Annotated in this window: 16 protein-coding genes; 4 read left to right on the top strand and 12 right to left on the bottom strand. The window is 72.9% G+C overall.

Translation table 11 applies throughout. The features are described 5' to 3' along the window. Positions 1-60: 60 nt before the first annotated feature. Both ACH4S9_RS38915 and ACH4S9_RS38910 read right to left on the bottom strand, forming a co-directional pair. Positions 61-1,911: a protein kinase gene (locus ACH4S9_RS38915; protein WP_398376408.1), complete on the bottom strand. Its 1,851-nt coding sequence runs from the start codon at positions 1,909-1,911 to the stop codon at positions 61-63. Between the two features lie 81 nt (positions 1,912-1,992). Then, positions 1,993-2,967: an ROK family protein gene (locus tag ACH4S9_RS38910; protein ID WP_361185172.1), complete on the bottom strand. Its 975-nt coding sequence runs from the start codon at positions 2,965-2,967 to the stop codon at positions 1,993-1,995. 146 nt (positions 2,968-3,113) lie between these two features. Between ACH4S9_RS38910 and ACH4S9_RS38905 the strand changes: the two genes are divergently transcribed. Then, positions 3,114-4,160 carry a LacI family DNA-binding transcriptional regulator gene (locus ACH4S9_RS38905; RefSeq protein ID WP_311726977.1) on the top strand — a complete coding sequence of 349 codons (1,047 nt, stop codon included), beginning with the start codon at positions 3,114-3,116 and terminating at the stop codon, positions 4,158-4,160. Between the two features lie 145 nt (positions 4,161-4,305). Further along, positions 4,306-4,755 (top strand): FxLYD domain-containing protein, encoded by a 450-nt coding sequence (locus ACH4S9_RS38900; RefSeq protein ID WP_398376406.1) that lies wholly within the window; start codon positions 4,306-4,308, stop codon positions 4,753-4,755. A 48-nt stretch (positions 4,756-4,803) separates the two neighbouring features. Here ACH4S9_RS38900 and ACH4S9_RS38895 read toward each other — a convergent pair whose 3' ends face one another. From ACH4S9_RS38895 to ACH4S9_RS38870, 6 genes are all read right to left on the bottom strand, one after another. Then, positions 4,804-5,187, bottom strand: coding sequence for an SHOCT domain-containing protein (locus ACH4S9_RS38895; RefSeq protein ID WP_398376404.1), 384 nt, complete (start codon positions 5,185-5,187; stop codon positions 4,804-4,806). Between the two features lie 66 nt (positions 5,188-5,253). Continuing rightward, positions 5,254-6,414, bottom strand: coding sequence for a hypothetical protein (locus ACH4S9_RS38890; protein ID WP_398376403.1), 1,161 nt, complete (start codon positions 6,412-6,414; stop codon positions 5,254-5,256). Positions 6,415-6,786: 372 nt separating this feature from the next. Beyond that, a complete protein-coding gene (locus ACH4S9_RS38885) occupies positions 6,787-8,082 on the bottom strand; it encodes a DUF6986 family protein (protein WP_385344529.1) in 1,296 nt (431 codons plus the stop codon). A 181-nt stretch (positions 8,083-8,263) separates the two neighbouring features. Continuing rightward, positions 8,264-9,238: an electron transfer flavoprotein subunit alpha/FixB family protein gene (locus tag ACH4S9_RS38880; RefSeq protein WP_311726810.1), complete on the bottom strand. Its 975-nt coding sequence runs from the start codon at positions 9,236-9,238 to the stop codon at positions 8,264-8,266. 58 nt (positions 9,239-9,296) lie between these two features. Beyond that, positions 9,297-10,094: an electron transfer flavoprotein subunit beta/FixA family protein gene (locus ACH4S9_RS38875; protein WP_385344533.1), complete on the bottom strand. Its 798-nt coding sequence runs from the start codon at positions 10,092-10,094 to the stop codon at positions 9,297-9,299. A 196-nt stretch (positions 10,095-10,290) separates the two neighbouring features. Continuing rightward, positions 10,291-10,629, bottom strand: a complete 339-nt coding sequence (locus tag ACH4S9_RS38870) for a TlpA family protein disulfide reductase (RefSeq protein WP_398376400.1) — start codon at positions 10,627-10,629, stop codon at positions 10,291-10,293. Between the two features lie 240 nt (positions 10,630-10,869). Here ACH4S9_RS38870 and ACH4S9_RS38865 point away from each other — a divergent pair, with 240 nt between their 5' ends. After that, complete coding sequence (locus ACH4S9_RS38865; RefSeq protein WP_311726813.1) at positions 10,870-11,598, top strand: lysophospholipid acyltransferase family protein; 729 nt, start codon at positions 10,870-10,872, stop codon at positions 11,596-11,598. Between the two features lie 80 nt (positions 11,599-11,678). Here ACH4S9_RS38865 and ACH4S9_RS38860 read toward each other — a convergent pair whose 3' ends face one another. Genes ACH4S9_RS38860 through ACH4S9_RS38850 form a run of 3 tightly spaced genes read right to left on the bottom strand, consistent with a single transcriptional unit; the run spans position 11,679 to position 15,003 of the window. Further along, positions 11,679-12,752, bottom strand: coding sequence for a low specificity L-threonine aldolase (locus tag ACH4S9_RS38860; RefSeq protein ID WP_311726814.1), 1,074 nt, complete (start codon positions 12,750-12,752; stop codon positions 11,679-11,681). After that, on the bottom strand, positions 12,749-13,534 hold the full coding sequence (locus ACH4S9_RS38855; RefSeq protein ID WP_311726815.1) for an SDR family oxidoreductase: 786 nt from the start codon (positions 13,532-13,534) through the stop codon (positions 12,749-12,751). Before ACH4S9_RS38855 ends, ACH4S9_RS38860 begins: the two co-directional genes overlap by 4 nt. A 44-nt stretch (positions 13,535-13,578) precedes the next feature. Continuing rightward, positions 13,579-15,003: a DUF6421 family protein gene (locus ACH4S9_RS38850; RefSeq protein WP_398376397.1), complete on the bottom strand. Its 1,425-nt coding sequence runs from the start codon at positions 15,001-15,003 to the stop codon at positions 13,579-13,581. A gap of 294 nt (positions 15,004-15,297) precedes the next feature. Between ACH4S9_RS38850 and ACH4S9_RS38845 the strand changes: the two genes are divergently transcribed. Continuing rightward, entirely contained in the window at positions 15,298-15,981 is a 684-nt protein-coding gene (locus ACH4S9_RS38845; protein WP_398376395.1) for a glycerophosphodiester phosphodiesterase, read from the top strand. A gap of 15 nt (positions 15,982-15,996) precedes the next feature. Here the strand turns inward: ACH4S9_RS38845 and ACH4S9_RS38840 are convergent, their stop codons facing one another. After that, positions 15,997-16,551, bottom strand: a complete 555-nt coding sequence (locus ACH4S9_RS38840; RefSeq protein ID WP_311726818.1) for a GNAT family N-acetyltransferase — start codon at positions 16,549-16,551, stop codon at positions 15,997-15,999. Positions 16,552-16,608 lie beyond the last annotated feature (57 nt).

The following is a 16,608-nucleotide window of genomic DNA, read 5'->3' as shown; positions in this document are numbered from 1 at the left end:
GGCCGCCCCGCCGCGGGAGCTTGCCGCACCGGGACCGGCCGGCCCTTCCCCGCGCGCCCGTCAGCACACAGGGAGCCCGGGGAGGGGCTGGTCGTTGTCCCCGCCCTTGATGTAGACGTCGCTGATGAACACGTTGGTGTTGCCGCTGTCGTCGTCCGTCTTGGCCCACCACACGTTCGTCCACTTGCCGTAGGTCTCCCGGCGGCCCAGATTCTGCTGGCAGTAGAAGTAGTTCAGGCCCTCGTTGAGCGTGCCGACCGGCTGGCCGCTGGCCGTGTACGAGGTGGAGGCGCGCCACACCTGGCAGTTGTACTTCCCGCCGCCCGCGGCATGGCAGACCGGCGCGGGGTCGGGGTCCGCCGAGCCGCCACCGCCCGAAACCCCGCCGCCGCCACCGTGATTGCCACCGCCCGACCCTCCGCCGGAGCCGCCGGACGCGCCCTTGCCGCCGCCGTCCGGCTCGCCCGACGCGGACGGGGCGCCGGAGCCCGTGGGCTCCGCGGTCTTCTTCCCGCCCTCGTCGCCCTTGTCCCCCTTGCCGTCCTCGTCGCCCTCGTCGCCCTTGTCGCCCGTACGGCCCTTGTCGCCCTTGTCGCCCCTGTCAGCGGTCTTTCCGCCCTCCGGTGACGCTGAGCCGGAGGGGGACGCCGGGGTCTCCTCCTGGCGCGCGGTCGTGGCCTTGTCGTCGTCACCGCCGACGAGCGCGTAGGTCACGCCTCCCCCGGCGAGCAGAACGGCGACGGCCATGGCCGCGATCAGCGCCTTCTTACGACCGGGCCGCGGCGGCGCCCCACCGCCCGGCCGCCCGCCGCTCACCAGCGGCTCGTCGGGGACCGGCGGCCCGAAACCCCGCGGGGCCGAGGGCAGCAGAGGGGAGGACGGCTGAATGGACGGCGGCGGAACGGGAGCCTGCGGGGCGGAAGGCTGCGCGACGGCGGGCTGCGGCTCGGTGGACCCCGGGCCGCCGGACGGGCCGCCGGGCCCCGGCCGTATGAGCGGCGGCGCCGCGGAGCCCAGCACATCCGGCTCCGTCGGCGTGCGCTCCGCCCGGCCCGCGGCGGGCCGCGGCTCCTCCCCGGCCACCACCGCCTCCAGCATCACGCGCGCCTCGGCCGCGGTCGGCCGCGCCGCCGGGTCCTTGTCCATCATCGCGTGCAGGACCGGGGTCAGCGGCCCGGCCCGCCGCGGCTCCGGAAGCGGTTCGGTGACGATGGCCGTCAGCGTCGACCACACCGAGGTCCGGCGGAACGGGGACGAGCCCTCCACCGCCGCGTACAGCGTCATGCCGAGCGCCCAGACGTCCGAGGCCGGGCCGGGCTCCTGGCCCTGGGCGCGCTCCGGCGCGAGATAGTCCAGGGAGCCGATCAGCTCGCCGCTGCGGGTCAGCTTGGTGGTCGCGTCGTCGCCCGGCGCGTCCATGCTCGCGATGCCGAAGTCGGTGAGCACGACCCGGCCGTCGTGGTCGAGCAGCACATTGCCCGGCTTCACGTCCCGGTGCAGCACGCCCGCGAGGTGGCCCGCGCCGAGCGCGTCCGCCACCTTCGCGCCGATCGCGGCGGCCTCCAGGGGCTGCACGACGCCCCGCTCGTCTATCAGGTCGTCCAGCGAGCGGCCCTCGATCAGCTCCATGACGATGACCGGAAGCCCGCCCTCCTCCGTCACGTCGTGCACCGTGATCACGCCGGAGTGGCGGATCCGCGCCGCGGCGCGGGCCTCCCGCTGCATCCGGACGCGCAGATCGGCGAGTTCGGGCCCGGACGAGTCGGTGTAGGCGCGCAGCACCTTGACCGCGACCTCCCGGCCCAGCACCTCGTCGACCGCCTTGCAGACCACGCCCATGCCGCCCCGGCCGATCGCGCCGGTCACGCGGTACCGACCGCCCAGGACCCGGCCCGTCAGGTCCCCGCTCATGTCCCCCGATGACACCGTGCTCAGTCCCCCTTGCAAGCCGTGGTCGCGCAACAGCTTAGGGGCAAGCACCGACAGTGCCGCTCAACTCACGGGCGCGCCATGGGAAATGGGCCCGAAGCCTTCCAACGCGGCCTGCTGGGCGGCCGCGGCCGCGGCGCCGACCAGTCCGGCGTCCGTGCCCATCTGCGCGGGGACGACCTCCAGACCGGCGACGAACGACAAGGTCGCGTAGTCGCGCAGTGCGCGCCGCAGAGGGGCGAAGAGCACGTCCCCGGCGCCCGCCACCCCGCCGCCGACCACGGCCACCTCGATCTCGACCAGGGTCGCGGTGGCCGCGATCCCCGCGGCCAGCGCCTGCGCGGCGCGCTCGAAGGAGGCGCGCGCGACGGCGTCGCCGGCCCGCGCCGAGGCGGCCACCGCCGCCGCGCTCGTGTCGCCGTCCGGGCCGGGGCGCCAGCCGCCCTCCAGGGCGCGGCGGGCGATGTTGGGGCCGCTGGCGATGCGCTCGACGCAGCCGCGCGCGCCGCACGGGCACGGGTCGCCGTCGAGGTCCACGCTGATGTGACCGATGTGCCCGGCGTTCCCCGTGGGGCCCGGGTGCAGCCGGCCGTTCAGCACCAGCCCGCCGCCGACGCCCGTGGACACCACCATGCACAGCGCGCCCGTACGGCCGCGCGCCGCGCCCTGCCAGTGCTCGGCCGCCGTCATGGCCACCCCGTCGCCGACCAGCGTGAGCGGCAGTTCGCCGACCGTCTCCCGGACCCCGGCGACGAGGGGGAAGTCGCGCCAGCCGGGGATGTTGACGGGGCTGACGGTGCCGACGGAGGCGTCCACCGGGCCCGCGCTGCCGATGCCGACCGCGGCGACCCGCGACCAGTGCGCGGTGCGCGACAGCTCGTCGAGTACCGCCGTGACCTCGCGCATCACGGTCTCGCCCGACTCCTGGGCGGGGGTGGCGCGCCTGGCCCGCGCGACCAGCTTGCCGCCGCCGTCCACCAATGCGCCCGCGATCTTGGTCCCGCCGATGTCCAGTGCGGCGATGAGGTCACGTGGCATGTGAGTTGTCTCTCCTGGCAGTCTCTCGGCGGTCTCTTGGTGGTAACGCTGTGGGGCAACAGTCTTCCCTGCCGCTGACAACGTTGTCCAGGGGCTATGCTCGGACACCGCTTCCGCACGACGACCAGCGACGGGACATGCGCACCGTGACCGACACCGCTCCGGGCACCGCCACCACCTCGCGCCGCTACGGCACCCGGCCCACCATGAAGGACGTCGCCGCGCGGGCCGGGGTCGGCCTGAAGACGGTCTCGCGGGTGGTCAACGGCGAGCCGGGGGTCACCCCCGACACCGAGCGGCGCGTCAAGGAGGCCATCACCGCGCTCGGTTTCCGTCGCAACGACAGCGCCCGCATTCTGCGCAAGGGCCGCACGGCCAGCATCGGGCTGGTCCTCGAGGACCTCGCCGACCCGTTCTACGGGCCGCTCAGCCGCGCCGTCGAGGAGGTCGCCCGCGCACACGGCGCCCTGCTGATCAACGGTTCGAGCGCCGAGGACCCCGTCCGCGAGCAGGAGCTCGTCCTGGCGCTGTGCGCCCGGCGGGTCGACGGGCTCGTCGTCATCCCGGCCGGGAGCGACCACCGCTATCTGGGCCCGGAGATAGCGGCGGGCGTCGCCACGGTGTTCGTGGACCGCCCGGCCGGCCTGATCGAGGCCGACGCCGTGCTCTCCGACAGCTTCGGCGGCGCGCGCGACGGCGTCGCCCATCTGATCGCCCAGGGCCACCGCCGCATCGGCTTCATCGGCGACCAGCGGGGCATCCACACCGCCGAGGAGCGGCTGCGCGGCTACCGGGCGGCGATGGCCGCGTCGGGGCTGCCGGTCGACGACGCGTGGGTGTCCCTCGGCGTCACCGAGCCCGACCGGGTCGGGGCGGCGGCCCTCGCGATGCTGGACGCGCCGGAACCGGTCACCGCACTGTTCGCGGGCAACAACCGCGTGACGGTCACCGTCGTACGGATCCTGGCCGGGCGCCCCGCGTCGGTCGCCCTCGTCGGCTTCGACGACTTCGAGCTCGCCGACCTCCTCTCCCCCGGCATCACCGTCATAGCCCAGGATTCGGCCCAACTCGGCCGTACCGCCGCCGACCTGCTCTTCCGTCGCCTCGACGGGGCGGGGGGCGAGCCGCGGCGGGTGGTCCTGCCGACCCGTCTGATCACCCGCGGCTCCGGGGAGCTGCCGCCGGCGGCGTGATCCGGCTCCGCCGCGTCACCCGGCTCCGCACCCCGCCCCGGATGCGCCGTCCGGCTCGCCGTGGCGCCCGTCTGCCGTCAGGGTGGGTCCGACGACGGCAGTCGGAACGAGTGCGCCACGGCGCGACGGGACGAGGTGAGGCTCGATGGCCCGGTGCCGGGTACGCACGTTCTGCGCGGGTGGCTTGGTGGCGGCCGCGGTGCTGATCTCCGCCGGGTGTTCGAACGGCGGCAGCCCCTCGTCCACCGCGTCCCGCGCCTCCAAGGCCATCGCCTCGGCGACGGCCTCCGCGAAGGCCGAGCTGAACGAGATCAAGCACGGTGTGAACGCGAAGGCCGATGTCAAGGCCGGCACCGTCTCGATCGGCCATGACGGCCACGCCGTCGCACCGATCACCGTGACCAACAAGCAGGACCACAAGGCAAGCTACGCCGTGGAGGTGAACTTCCGCGACGCGGACGGCAATTTGCTCGATGTGGCCGTCGTGACGGTCTCCTCGGTCCAGCCCCGCTCGTCGAAGAAGGCCACCGCGCGCAGCCACCGCGAACTCAGTGGGCACCTCAAGGCGCAGGTGGGCGCGGCGGTGCGGTACTGAGCTCCACGGTGGTCGCGCTCGCGGTGGCCGCCCTCATGATGGTCGTGGTCAGGCCGCGAGCACCTTGGCCTTGGCCTGCTCGTACTCCTCGGCCGTGATGTCGCCGTGGTTCTTCAGCTCCACGAGCTTGGAGAGCTCCGCGGCGTGGCCGCTCGCGGCGGTCTCGCGTACGAAATCCTTCAGATCCGCCTCCGCCTTCATGGCCGCCTTCGACTCGCGCTCGCCCATGCCGCGGCCCCGTGCCACCAGGTACACGAAGATGCCGAGGAAGGGCAGGACGACGACGAAGAAGCACCAGCCCGCCTTGGCCCAGCCGCTCATCGTGTCATCGCGGAAGAGGTCGCCGATCACGCGGAAGAGCAGGATGAACCACAGGACCCACAGAAAGACCCACACCGTGGTCATGAACACGTTCAGCAGTGGATAATCCATCGTGTACCTCCATCGGGCGCGCCCGGCGGAGCCGACATGACCCCACACAGCGCCGACACCTCAAGCTTACGGCGGCCGCCCCGCCCCGGACCGGGTCACCCGGCCGGTCGCGGCCAGCAACGCGATCACCGCGAGCGCGGCCAGCAGGACCAGCGCCAGGAAGAGCACCGTCAGCGCGGTGGGGTGGTTCCAGGCGCCGAACGCCACGGCCGTCGGCAGCAGCGTCCCGCCCGCCAGCGCCCGTCGGTGGCCCGCGGCCCAGGTGCCGGCCCGCCCGGTGCGCAGCCCGCGGGCCGCGCTCCAGCGCGCGGCGGCCTCGGCCGCGCCGTCGGCGCTCCGCCGCGCCGCGCGGGGCAGCCGGCCGGGCCCCGCCAGGTAGGCGCCCAGCGCGACGACGAGGCCGAGCACCCCGACGGTGCGCAGGGTGGCCCGCGGGACGCGCAGCAGCGTGTCGTAGACGGCCGCCGCTGCCGCCCCGGGCAGCACGCGCGGCGGCAGGTGGTCGAGGCAGTACCGGCGGGCCACGGCCAGGCCCACGGCCAGGGCCAGCGAGGTGGCGGCGGTCCCCAGCGCCGCCCGGGCCAGGGCGCGGCGGCGCCCGTGGGCGAGCAGCACGCCGGAGGTGCCGAGCAGCGCGGTCAGCGCGGGCAGCCAGGTCCCGGCGAGGTCCAGCAGGTGCGCCGCCGCCCTGGCCCGGCCCAACTGGGCGGAGTGGAACAGGACCATGCGCCGGTCGACGTCGGGGACCGCCTTCGCCGAGGAGAGTCCGGCGTTCCGCAGCTTCCGCTTGACCTTCGCGAGGGCCGCGCCCACGTCCAGGGTCACGGTGTCGCCGTCCACTTCGACCGATCCATGCCCCTTGCCGGTGAGCACGCGGACGACGGCGGAGTGCGCGGCGCGGTTGGCGCCGACCCACACGGCCGGGAACTGGTCGCCGCGCACGACGTCCGCCGCCACCGCCGTCACCGCCTGGTCGACGGCCGGGTCCAGCTTGGCCACCAGCCTCTCGGCGGCGTGCGCGGCCTTGGGCGGGAGCCGATGGCGGCGCAGCCAGGAGGCGATGTCCGCGGTCATGTCCCGGCCGCTCCGGTGGATTTCCACGGCCCGGCGGACATGACGCAGCGCGGCGTCCTGGATCGCCGGGTTCTTCGCGAGCGGGGAGACGGTCGCCACGTAGCGGTCGGTGTCGAGGACGACGTCATGGAGCCACACCGACGCCACGGACACGGGCACGAGCAGACAGGCCAGCGAGATGAGCAGCCCCGAGGCGGCGCTTCTGGCGGAACCGCGGATCCCGCGACGGCGCGCCGGACCGTCGCCCGTCCCCGCGGCGGCACGGTCATGCGGTGGAGTCGGCGGCGGTGGAGTCGGCGGCGGTGGGGGCTTCGGGGCCGGTGGCCTGCCCGGTGGCTCGTCGGGAGCGCCGGTCATGACAACATCTCCCGCCTTCCCCGGCGGCACCGCATCCCGGGTGAGGCGTCGGAGTGAGCCCATACGGCCGACCACCGGGCGACGGACCGGAGTCCGCGGGGTCACTCGGGCCCGGCGCGGGCGGGAGCCGGGCGTGCCGAGGGCCGTCGAGACCTCGGCCCGTCGGGGTCAGCTCGCGGCGGCGGGGGCCCGGCCCGAGAGGGTGCCCAGAGTGGCGCGGGACAGGCCCGTGAGGCGCTCCACCTCGTCGGCGTCCACCGCTCCGCAGTCCAGGCCGCGCAGCAGATAGCCGCTGAGGGCCTTGGCCGTGGCCGGTTCGTCGGCGATGGCGCCTCCGGCGCCGCCCGCGCGGTTGACGTACGCTGCCAGGCGGGCCGCGGCCTGGGGCAGGCCCTCGCGGTAGAAGGCGTAGACCGCGGCGTAACGGGTCGGCAGATGGCCGGGGTGCATGTCCCAGCCCTGGTAGTACGCGCGCGCCAACGAGCGTCGTACCAGGCGGTGGTGAAGCCGCCAGGCCTCGTGGACCTGGTCGGCCGACCCGACGGGCAGCACGTTGGTCGAGCCGTCGGAGAGCCGGACGCCGGTGCCCGCGGCGGCGACCTGCATGACGGCCTTGGCGTGGTCGGCGACGGGGTGGTCCATGGACTGGTGGGCGGCGCTGACCCCGCAGGAGGCGCTGTAGTCGAAGGTGCCGTAGTGCAGCCCGGTGGCCCGGCCGTCGGCGGCGTCGATCATGCGGGCGACGGTGGCGCGGCCGTCAGGGCCGAGGATGGCCTGGGTGGTCTCGATCTGGATCTCGAAGCCGATCCGGCCCGCGGCCGGGCCGTGCGCCCGCTCGAACTCCTCGCACAGCCGGACCATGGCGGTGATCTGCTCGGCGTAGGTGACCTTCGGCAGGGTGAGGACGAGCCCGCCGGGCAGGCCGCCGGCGTTCATCAGCCCGGTGAGGAAGATGTCGAGGGTGCGGATGCCGCGGTCGCGGACGGCGGCCTCCATGCACTTCATGCGGATGCCGATGTACGGCGGCGCGGTGCCGTCCGCGACGGCGGCGGCGACCAGGGAGGCGGCGCGGGCCGCCGCGGCGTCCTCCTCGGCGTCGGGGCGCGGGCCGTAGCCGTCCTCGAAGTCGATGCGCAGGTCTTCAATGGGCTCGCGGGTCAGCTTGGCGCGCATCCGCTCGTAAACCGGTTCGGCGAGGTCGTCCTGGATGCCGAGGACGGCGGCCAGCGCGGCGGGGTCGGGGGCGTGTTCGTCGAGCGCGGCGAGCGCCTGGGCGCCCCAGTCGCGGACGGTGCCGGCGGTGAAGAGGTCGGCGGGCACATAGACGGTGTGGACGGGCTGGCGGGTGCCGGGGTCGCCGGGGTAACGGCGCGCGAGCTCGGCGTCGACACCGGCGAGGGAGGCTGCGATTCCGTCCCGTAGGGCGCCGGGAAGGCTGGTCGCGAACGTCTCTGGCTGTCCCATCCGCACACCCTCCACGCCACTGCGACTACTTCCGCACTGCGGAATCCGAAATCCGTAAGGCGAAGTTATCCGCGGCTCGACCGCGGGTCAACACCCCCCGGACACGCGTACGGCCCTCGTGCGCGGCGCGTCGTCCGCACACGGGGGCCGTCCACTGGCACAGGGCCGCCCGGCAGAGGCGTCAGCCCTTGCGGGCGTTGATCTCCTCGGTGAGCTGCGGGACCACCTCGAAGAGGTCGCCGACCACGCCGTAGTCGACGAGGTCGAAGATCGGGGCCTCGGAGTCCTTGTTGATGGCCACGATGGTCTTGGAGGTCTGCATGCCGGCCCGGTGCTGGATCGCGCCGGAGATACCGGTGGCGATGTACAGCTGCGGGGACACGCTCTTGCCGGTCTGGCCGACCTGGTTGGTGTGCGGGTACCAGCCCGCGTCCACCGCCGCGCGCGAGGCGCCCACAGCCGCGCCGAGCGAGTCGGCCAGCGCCTCGACGAGGGGGAAGTTCTCCGCGCCGCCGACGCCCCGGCCGCCGGAGACCACGATCGCGGCCTCGGTCAGCTCCGGGCGCCCGGTGGACTCGCGCGGCGTACGGGAGGTGATCCTGGTGCCGGTGGCCTGGTCCGAGAAGGTCACGGACAGCGCCTCCACGGCCCCGGCGGCCGGCGCGGCCTCCACGGCGGCCGAGTTCGGCTTGACGGTGATGACCGGGGTGCCGTTGGAGACCCGGGACTTGGTGGTGAACGCGGCGGCGAACACCGACTGGGTCGCGACCGGACCCTCGTCGCCGGCCTCCAGGTCGACGGCATCGGTGATGATGCCCGACTCGATCCGGACGGCCAGCCGGGCGGCGATCTCCTTGCCCTCCGCGGAGGAGGGCACGAGCACGGCGGCCAGGGAGCCCCCGGCGGACACCACCTTGTAGGCGGCCTGGAGCGCGTCCACCTTCGGGACGACCAGGTAGTCGGCGAACTCGGGCGCGTCGGCGGTCAGGACCTTGACCGCGCCGTACTCGGCGAGCGTGGCGGCGGTGTCGGCGGCGCCGTTGCCCAGCGCGACGGCCACCGGCTCACCGATCCGGCGGGCCAGGGTCAGCAGCTCGAGGGTGGGCTTGCGGACGGCACCGTCCACGTGGTCGACATAGACGAGGACTTCAGCCATGGGAATCGATCTCCTGCGGAAAAGATGCGAACGGTTGGCGATGCGGCGGGCGCGGCGGTCAGATGAACTTCTGACCCGCAAGGAACTGCGCGAGCTGCTTGCCGCCCTCGCCCTCGTCCTTGACGATCGTGCCCGCGGTGCGGGCCGGGCGCTCCGTGGCGCTGTCGACCGCGGTCCAGGCGCCCTCCAGGCCGACCTCGTCCGTCTCGATCTCCAGGTCCTCCAGGTCCCAGGAGGTCACCGGCTTCTTCTTGGCGGCCATGATGCCCTTGAACGACGGGTAGCGGGCCTCGCCCGACTGATCCGTCACCGACACGACGGCGGGCAGCGAGGCCTCCAGCTGCTCCGACGCGGTGTCGCCGTCGCGGCGCCCCTTCACCGTGCCGTCCTCGACCGAGACCTCGGACAGCAGCGTGACCTGCGGGACGCCCAGGCGCTCCGCCAGCAGCGCCGGCAGCACGCCCATCGTGCCGTCGGTGGAGGCCATGCCGCAGACGACCAGGTCGTAGCCGGTCTTCTCGATGGCCTTGGCGAGCACCAGCGAGGTGCCCAGCACATCCGTGCCGTGCAGGTCGTCGTCCTCGACATGCACGGCCTTGTCGGCGCCCATGGACAGCGCCTTGCGCAGCGCGTCCTTGGCGTCCTCGGAGCCGACGGTCAGCACGGTGATCTCGGCGCTGTCCCCTTCCCGCTGGCGCTCCTCAGCGATCTGGAGGGCCTGCTCAACCGCGTACTCGTCCAGCTCGGAGAGCAGGCCGTCCACGTCGTCGCGGTCGACGGTCAGGTCTTCGGCGAAGTGCCGGTCGCCGGTGGCGTCGGGCACGTACTTCACACAGACAACGATCCTCAAGCTCACGCCGGCTCTCCTACTGCATCGTCTCGTCAAGCTGCCTTGTGCAGGCAGCATAGGCGCCTTCGGGCACGGATTCCGGCCGGTCGGCGACCGGGGCGGCACCTGCACCGATCGAAATATTACTCGCCAGTACACCCAGGTGGTTCCCCGTAGGCAACCCGGTTGAACTGTGACCTTGCCAACGGGTGCCGGCGGCGGCTCAGACCGCCGCGCCGAGCGCCGCGATCACGTCCGCCTTGCGCGGCTGCCCGGTCGCGCGGCGCACCACGCGGCCGTCGGCGTCGAGCACCAGCACCGTGGGGGTCCGTACGACGCCCAGCCGACGCACCAGGTCCAGCCGCGCCTCGGCGTCGATCTCCACATGGGCCACGCCGTCCACCATCCCGGCGACCTCGGCGAGGATCCCCCGGGTGGCCCGGCACGGCTGGCAGAACACGCTGGAGAACTGCACGAGCGTCGCCCGCTCCCCCAGCGCCGCGTCGAGTTCCGCGGCGCCCAGCCGCGCGCTCCGGTCCGGCTCGCCCTGTCCGCTTCGCACCCGCTGTCCTTCCGATCGTCCCTCGAAGGATGCAGCACCGGATTCCCGGGGGACATTCCTCCCCGCGCCCGCCCTGGCGTACGCCCTTCCGTCGACGTGATGAGGATCTCGCGGCCGCCCCGGGCCGCCTGGTAGGCAGAGGGGCGCGATATGGGGCACCATCTGCCAGAAGCCCAGAACCTACGGCCGCGTAACTTCCGTCGGGAGAGCCCTCCCAGGAAAAGAGAAGGGTCCCCCCCCATGGCAGAGCTCGTCTACCCGCCCGTGATCGGGGCCGCCCGCACCATGTTCAGGGCGCAGGACCTGCGCTTCGACATCAAGGGCACCGAGAACATCCCCAAGCGGGGCGGCGCGGTTCTGGTGAGCAACCACATCGGCTATCTGGACTTCGTCTTCTGCGGGCTGACCGCCCGCCCGGCCAAGCGGCTGGTCCGCTTCATGGCGAAGGAGTCCGTCTTCCGCCACAAGGTCGCCGGGCCGCTGATGCGCGCGATGAAGCACATCCCGGTCGACCGCGCGGCGGGCATGGACGCGTACAAGCACGCGCTGCGGTCGCTGCGCTCGGGTGAAATCATCGGGGTGTTCCCCGAGGCGACGATCTCCGAGTCGTTCACCCTCAAGAACTTCAAGACCGGCGCGGCCCGGATGGCCCAGGAGGCCGGCGTACCGCTGCTGCCGATGGCGCTGTGGGGCACCCAGCGGCTGTGGACCAAGGGCCACAAGCGGGATCTGGGCCGCAACCACTTCCCGATCACGATGCGGGTGGGCGCGCCCATGGAGGCCGACCCGGCCGAGCCCGCGGACACGCTCACCGAGCGGCTGCGCGCCCGGGTGCAGGAGCTGCTGGAGGCGGCGCAGCGGGCGTATCCGGTGCGGCCGAAGAACGCGGACGACACCTGGTGGGTCCCGGCCCACCTCGGCGGCACCGCGCCCACCCCGGCGCAGGCGGCCGGGCTCAAGCGCGGCTGACCCGTCCCCTCTTCCAGGACTCTCTTTCAGGACTCCGGCCCTGTCCGAGCTCTCGGACAGGGCCGGAGTCCTGTGTGCCGCTACGCCTTGCCCAGCTCCTCGCGGAGGGCCGCGATGAAGCCGTCGACGTCCTCCTCCGTCGTGTCGAAGGAGCACATCCACCGCACATCGCCGGCCGCCTCGTCCCAGAAGTAGAAGCGGTAGCGCTTTCGCAGGCGCTCGGCCGCGTCGTGCGGCAACCGGGCGAAGACGGCGTTGGCCTGGACCGGGTGGAGGATCTCCACGCCCTCGACCGCACGGACCCCCTCCGCCAGCCGCCGGGCCATGGTGTTGGCGTGGCGGGCGTTGCGCAGCCACAGGTCGCGGGCGAGCAGCGCCTCCAGCTGTACGGAGACGAACCGCATCTTGGACGCCAGCTGCATGGACAGCTTGCGCAGGTGCTTCATGCCGCGCACGGCGTCCGGGTTCAGGACCACCACGGCCTCGCCGAACAGCATGCCGTTCTTGGTGCCGCCGAAGGACAGCACGTCCACGCCCACCGCGTTGGTGAAGGCGCGCATCGGCACGTCCAGGGACGCGGACGCGTTGGCTATCCGGGCCCCGTCGAGGTGGACCTTCATGCCGCGCTCGTGGGCGTGGTCGCAGATGGCGCGGATCTCGTCCACCGTGTAGACCGTGCCCAGCTCGGTGTTCTGGGCGATGGAGACGACCTGGGGCATGGCCCGGTGCTCGTCGTCCCAGCCGTACGCCTCGCGGTCGATGAGCTCGGGGGTGAGCTTGCCGTCCTCGGTGGGCACGGTGAGCAGCTTGAGCCCGCCCACGCGCTCGGGGGCGCCGCACTCGTCGACGTGGATGTGCGCGGTGTCGGCCGTGATGACCGCGCCCCAGCGGTCGGTGAGCGCCTGGAGGGCGACCACGTTGGCGCCGGTGCCGTTGAAGACCGGGAAGGTCTGGGCGGCAGCCCCGAAGTGGCTGCGCATCACCCGCTGGAGATGCTCGGTGTAGTCGTCCTCGCCGTAGGCGACCTGATGGCCGCCGTTGGCGAGGGCGAGCGCGGCGAGGATCTCCGGATGGGCTCCCGCGTAGTTGTCGCTGGCGAATCCGCGCAGATCGGGGTCATGGTGGCGGCGGGCATCGGTGCGCCCTGGGTTCACGGCTCGGGGGTCAGCCACAGACGGGTTCCGTTCACTTCCCGGGCGGGCCGGTCCCAGAGTCCGGCGATGGCCTCGGCCAGCTCCTTGACGTCCGTGAAGCCCGCGAACTTGGCGTTGGGGCGCTCCGCCCGCATGGCATCGTGCACCAGCGCCTTGACCACCAGGATGACAGCCGCCGCGGCCGGGCCGCCCTCGTCCCCCAGCTTCCGGAAGGAGTCGGCGAGCGCGAGCGTCCAGGCCTCGGCCGCGGCCTTGGCGGCGGCGTACGCGGCGTTCCCGGCGGTGGGCTGGGAGGCGCCCGCCGCGCTGATCAGGACATAGCGCCCCTTGCCGCTGCGCAGCAGGGCGTCGTGGAAGGCGAGCGAGGTGTGCTGGGCGGTCCTGATCAGCAGGTTGTGCAGGGTGTCCCAGTCGGCGAGCGGCGCGTCGGCGAAGCTCTTGCTGCCCCGCCAGCCGCCGACCAGGTGCACCAGGCCGTCCACCCGGCCGAACTCCTTCTCGGTGCGGTCGGCCCATTCGCGGGCCGCGCCGAGGTCGAGCAGGTCGACGGTGTCGCCGGTGACGGTGGCCCCGCCGTGGGCGTAGCGGGCGGCGTCCACGGCCTCGGCCAGCCGGGCGGGGTCCGCGTCGGAGGCGATGACGGTGGCCCCGGCCTCGGCGAGGCGCAGCAGCACGGCGCGGCCCGCCGGGCCCGCCGCGCCGGCCACCGCGACCACGGCTCCGTCCAGCGGCCCCTTGCCGTTCGGCTCGTTCGGCGTGGGGCTCGACGTCAGTGTGGTCATGGTGGTCGCCTCCTCGTGCCCTCCGCTCATCCCTGCCACCGGCTTCACGCCGCCGCCTTGACGCCGCTGTCGGCCGTGATGCCCTTGGTGGAGGCGACCACGTCGCGCAGCTTCTTCGCGAGCGCCTCGTAGAACATGCTGAGCGGGAATTCGTCGGGGAGCACGTCGTCCACCAGCTTGCGCGGCGGCTGGGTGAGGTCCAGGGCCTCGGGGCCCTTGGCCCATACGGAGCCGGGGTGCGGGGACAGGTAGGACGACACCAGCTCGTACGCCTTGAACCAGTGGACGAGCTTGGGGCGGTCGATGCCGTCGCGGTACAGCTTCTCGATCTCGCCGCACAGCTGGTTGGTGACCTGCGGGGCGCGGACCCAGTCGATGTGCAGGGTGTTGTCCGTCCAGCGTACGACGTCGTGCTGGTGCAGGTAGGCGAAGAGCAGCTGGCCGCCGAGCCCGTCGTAGTTGCGCACCCGGTCGCCGGTGACGGGGAACCGGAACATCCGGTCGAAGATCACGGCGTACTGGACGTCGCGGGCCTGGGCGATCCCCTCGGCCTCCAGCTTCACGGCCTCCTTGAAGGCCGTGAGGTCACAGCGCAGCTCCTCCAGGCCGTACATCCAGAACGGCTGGCGCTGCTTGATCATGAAGGGGTCGAAGGGCAGGTCGCCATGGCTGTGGGTGCGGTCGTGGACCATGTCCCACAGGGCGAACGCCTCCTGGCAGCGCCGCTGGTCCTCCAGCATGCCCCGGACGTCCTCGGGGAGTTCGACGCGCAGCGCCTGGACGGCGGCCTCGCTCACCCGCCGGAAGCGGGCGGCCTCGCGGTCGCAGAAGATGCCTCCCCAGCTGAAGCGCTCGGGGACCTCGCGGACGGCGATGGTCTCGGGGAAGAGCACCGCGGAGTTGGTGTCGTAGCCGGAGGTGAAGTCCTCGAAGGCCAGACCGAGGTAGAGCTTGTTGTCGTAGCGCGTGCGCTCGAGCTCGGCCAGCCAGTCCGGCCACACCACGCGCACCACGAGCGCTTCGAGGTTGCGGTCCGGGTTGCCGTTCTGGGTGTACATCGGGAAGACGACCAGGTGCTGGAGGCCGTCGGCCCGCCCGCGGGCGGGCTGGAAGGCGAGCAGCGAGTCCAGGAAGTCCGGCACCCCGAAGCCGCCGTCCGCCCAGCGGCGCAGATCGGCGACGAGCGCCCGGTGGTACGCGGCGTCGTGCGGCAGCAGCGGGGCCAGCTCCTCGACGGCCCGCACGACCCGGTCGACGGCGGACCGGGCTCTGGCGCCGGGTGGAGCGCCGTCGGCCTCGAAGTCGATCGAGCCGTCCTTGGACTGCCAGGGCCGGATGGTCTCCACGGCGTCCTTGAGTACGGACCAGGACGGGTGCTCGACTACACGGCCTCCGCGATCCGCACGCTCCGCACGCTCCGCAGACAGAATGACACCCTCCGCCACCGAAGACGAAAGAATTTCCGCCATATCAACACCTCCACCGAAGAAACTCACGCACCCACACCGTACGCATCGATGGATCACCCGCTCAAGTGACGTTACGGGAAATTATCCTGCGCCGCCCCTTGAACGCCGACGATTTTCCCGTGGTTTCCTGTGGCTTCCTGCGATACACGCCCCCGTCGCCCACCCGCGCCCAGGCCGCGGCCGCGTCTTAACCCCCGTGTCGCGGTCGGCCGTTAGGCTGAGCGCCGCTCCGGGCAGCCGTCTCGGCAACAGCCTCAGCACGACCAGCAGAGCCGACAGAAGAGCGAGAGACCGTTGACCTTTCTCACCATCGGACACCGCGGAGTGATGGGCGTCGAGCCGGAGAACACCCTCCGATCCTTCCTCCGCGCCGAGCGCGAGGGCCTGGACGTGATCGAGCTCGACCTGCACCTGAGCAAGGACGGCGAGCTCGTGGTGATGCACGACGCCGACGTGGCCCGCACCACCGACGGCAACGGCCCCATCAGCGACTTCACCCTCGCCGAACTGCGCCAGCTCGACGCCGGGCAGGGCGAGCGCATCCCGGTCTTCGAGGAGGTCGTGGACGCCGTGCGGGCGCCCCTCCAGGCGGAGATCAAGGACACCGCGGCCGCGCGGGCCCTCGCCGAGGTGATCACCCGCCGTGATCTGCTGGACCGCGTGGACGTGCTCTCCTTCCACGACGAGGCCCTCACCGAGATCCGCACCCTGCTCCCGGACGCCCGCACCGCGCTCGTGGCCAGCCGCTACGGACTGGATGTGATCGACCGGGCGCGGGCGGTCGGCGCCGGGATGCTGGTCCTCAACATCCGCCGGCTCACCCTGGAACTCGTCCAGCGCGCCCACGCCGCCGACCTCAAGGTCATCGGGTGGACGGTGAACACCCCGGACCACCTGAAGCTGGCCCGCGGGCTCGGCCTGGACGGCGGCACCACCGACTTCCCGGAGATCAGGCGGGCGGCCCGCTACACGGCGTGACCACCCTCTCTTGCCTCAGGCCAGCGGCTTGACCAGCAGCTCGAACTCGAGACCGGCGCGGCGCGGGATGCCGAAGCGCTCGTCCCCGTACGGGAACGGCGACATCTCTCCCGTACGGGCGTAGCCGCGCCGCTCGTACCACGCGATCAGCTCCTCGCGCGCCGAGATCACCGTCATACGCATCTCCCGCACGCTCCACTCGGCCCGCACCCACCGCTCCGCCTCGGCGATGATCACCTTGCCGAGCCCGGCGCCCTGAAGCTCGGGACGCACCGCGAACATCCCGAAGTACGCATGATCACCGCGGTGCTCCAGCTGACAGCAGGCCACCAGCTCGCCGCCCAGCTCGACCACCAGCATCCGGCCGCTCTCGTCGCTCACCACGGCCGCGACCCCCTCGGGGTCGGTGCGCTGCCCGCCCAGGATGTCGGCCTCCGTCGTCCAGCCCGCCCGGCTGGAGTCCCCCCGGTAGGCCGACTCGATCAGCGCGACGAGCCCCGGCACATCGGCCTCGGTCGCGGTCCGGAAGGTCGGCTCGGCGCTGGGCCGGGCGGCGTCAACGGTCTCCATGACGTCGGAAGTCCTCTCCCTGCTGGCTGCTCCCCGCCGACGGCTCCCCGCCGTCCG

It is taken from the genome of Streptomyces sp. NPDC021225, from assembly GCF_044332865.1.
Lineage (GTDB): Bacteria > Actinomycetota > Actinomycetes > Streptomycetales > Streptomycetaceae > Streptomyces.
Note: the sequence above shows the minus strand (reverse complement) of the source record. Positions and strands in the feature narration are given on the sequence as shown.

Bases quoted from the DNA above. Each gene is read 5' to 3' on its own strand.
- ACH4S9_RS38915 (WP_398376408.1), bottom strand. From the start codon at position 1,911: ATGAGCGGGGACCTGACGGGCCGGGTCCTGGGCGGTCGGTACCGCGTG.
- ACH4S9_RS38910 (WP_361185172.1), bottom strand. From the start codon at position 2,967: ATGCCACGTGACCTCATCGCCGCACTGGACATCGGCGGGACCAAGATC.
- ACH4S9_RS38900 (WP_398376406.1), top strand. From the start codon at position 4,306: ATGGCCCGGTGCCGGGTACGCACGTTCTGCGCGGGTGGCTTGGTGGCG.
- ACH4S9_RS38895 (WP_398376404.1), bottom strand. From the start codon at position 5,187: ATGGATTATCCACTGCTGAACGTGTTCATGACCACGGTGTGGGTCTTT.
- ACH4S9_RS38885 (WP_385344529.1), bottom strand. From the start codon at position 8,082: ATGGGACAGCCAGAGACGTTCGCGACCAGCCTTCCCGGCGCCCTACGG.
- ACH4S9_RS38880 (WP_311726810.1), bottom strand. From the start codon at position 9,238: ATGGCTGAAGTCCTCGTCTATGTCGACCACGTGGACGGTGCCGTCCGC.
- ACH4S9_RS38865 (WP_311726813.1), top strand. From the start codon at position 10,870: ATGGCAGAGCTCGTCTACCCGCCCGTGATCGGGGCCGCCCGCACCATG.
- ACH4S9_RS38855 (WP_311726815.1), bottom strand. From the start codon at position 13,534: ATGACCACACTGACGTCGAGCCCCACGCCGAACGAGCCGAACGGCAAG.
- ACH4S9_RS38850 (WP_398376397.1), bottom strand. From the start codon at position 15,003: ATGGCGGAAATTCTTTCGTCTTCGGTGGCGGAGGGTGTCATTCTGTCT.
- ACH4S9_RS38840 (WP_311726818.1), bottom strand. From the start codon at position 16,551: ATGGAGACCGTTGACGCCGCCCGGCCCAGCGCCGAGCCGACCTTCCGG.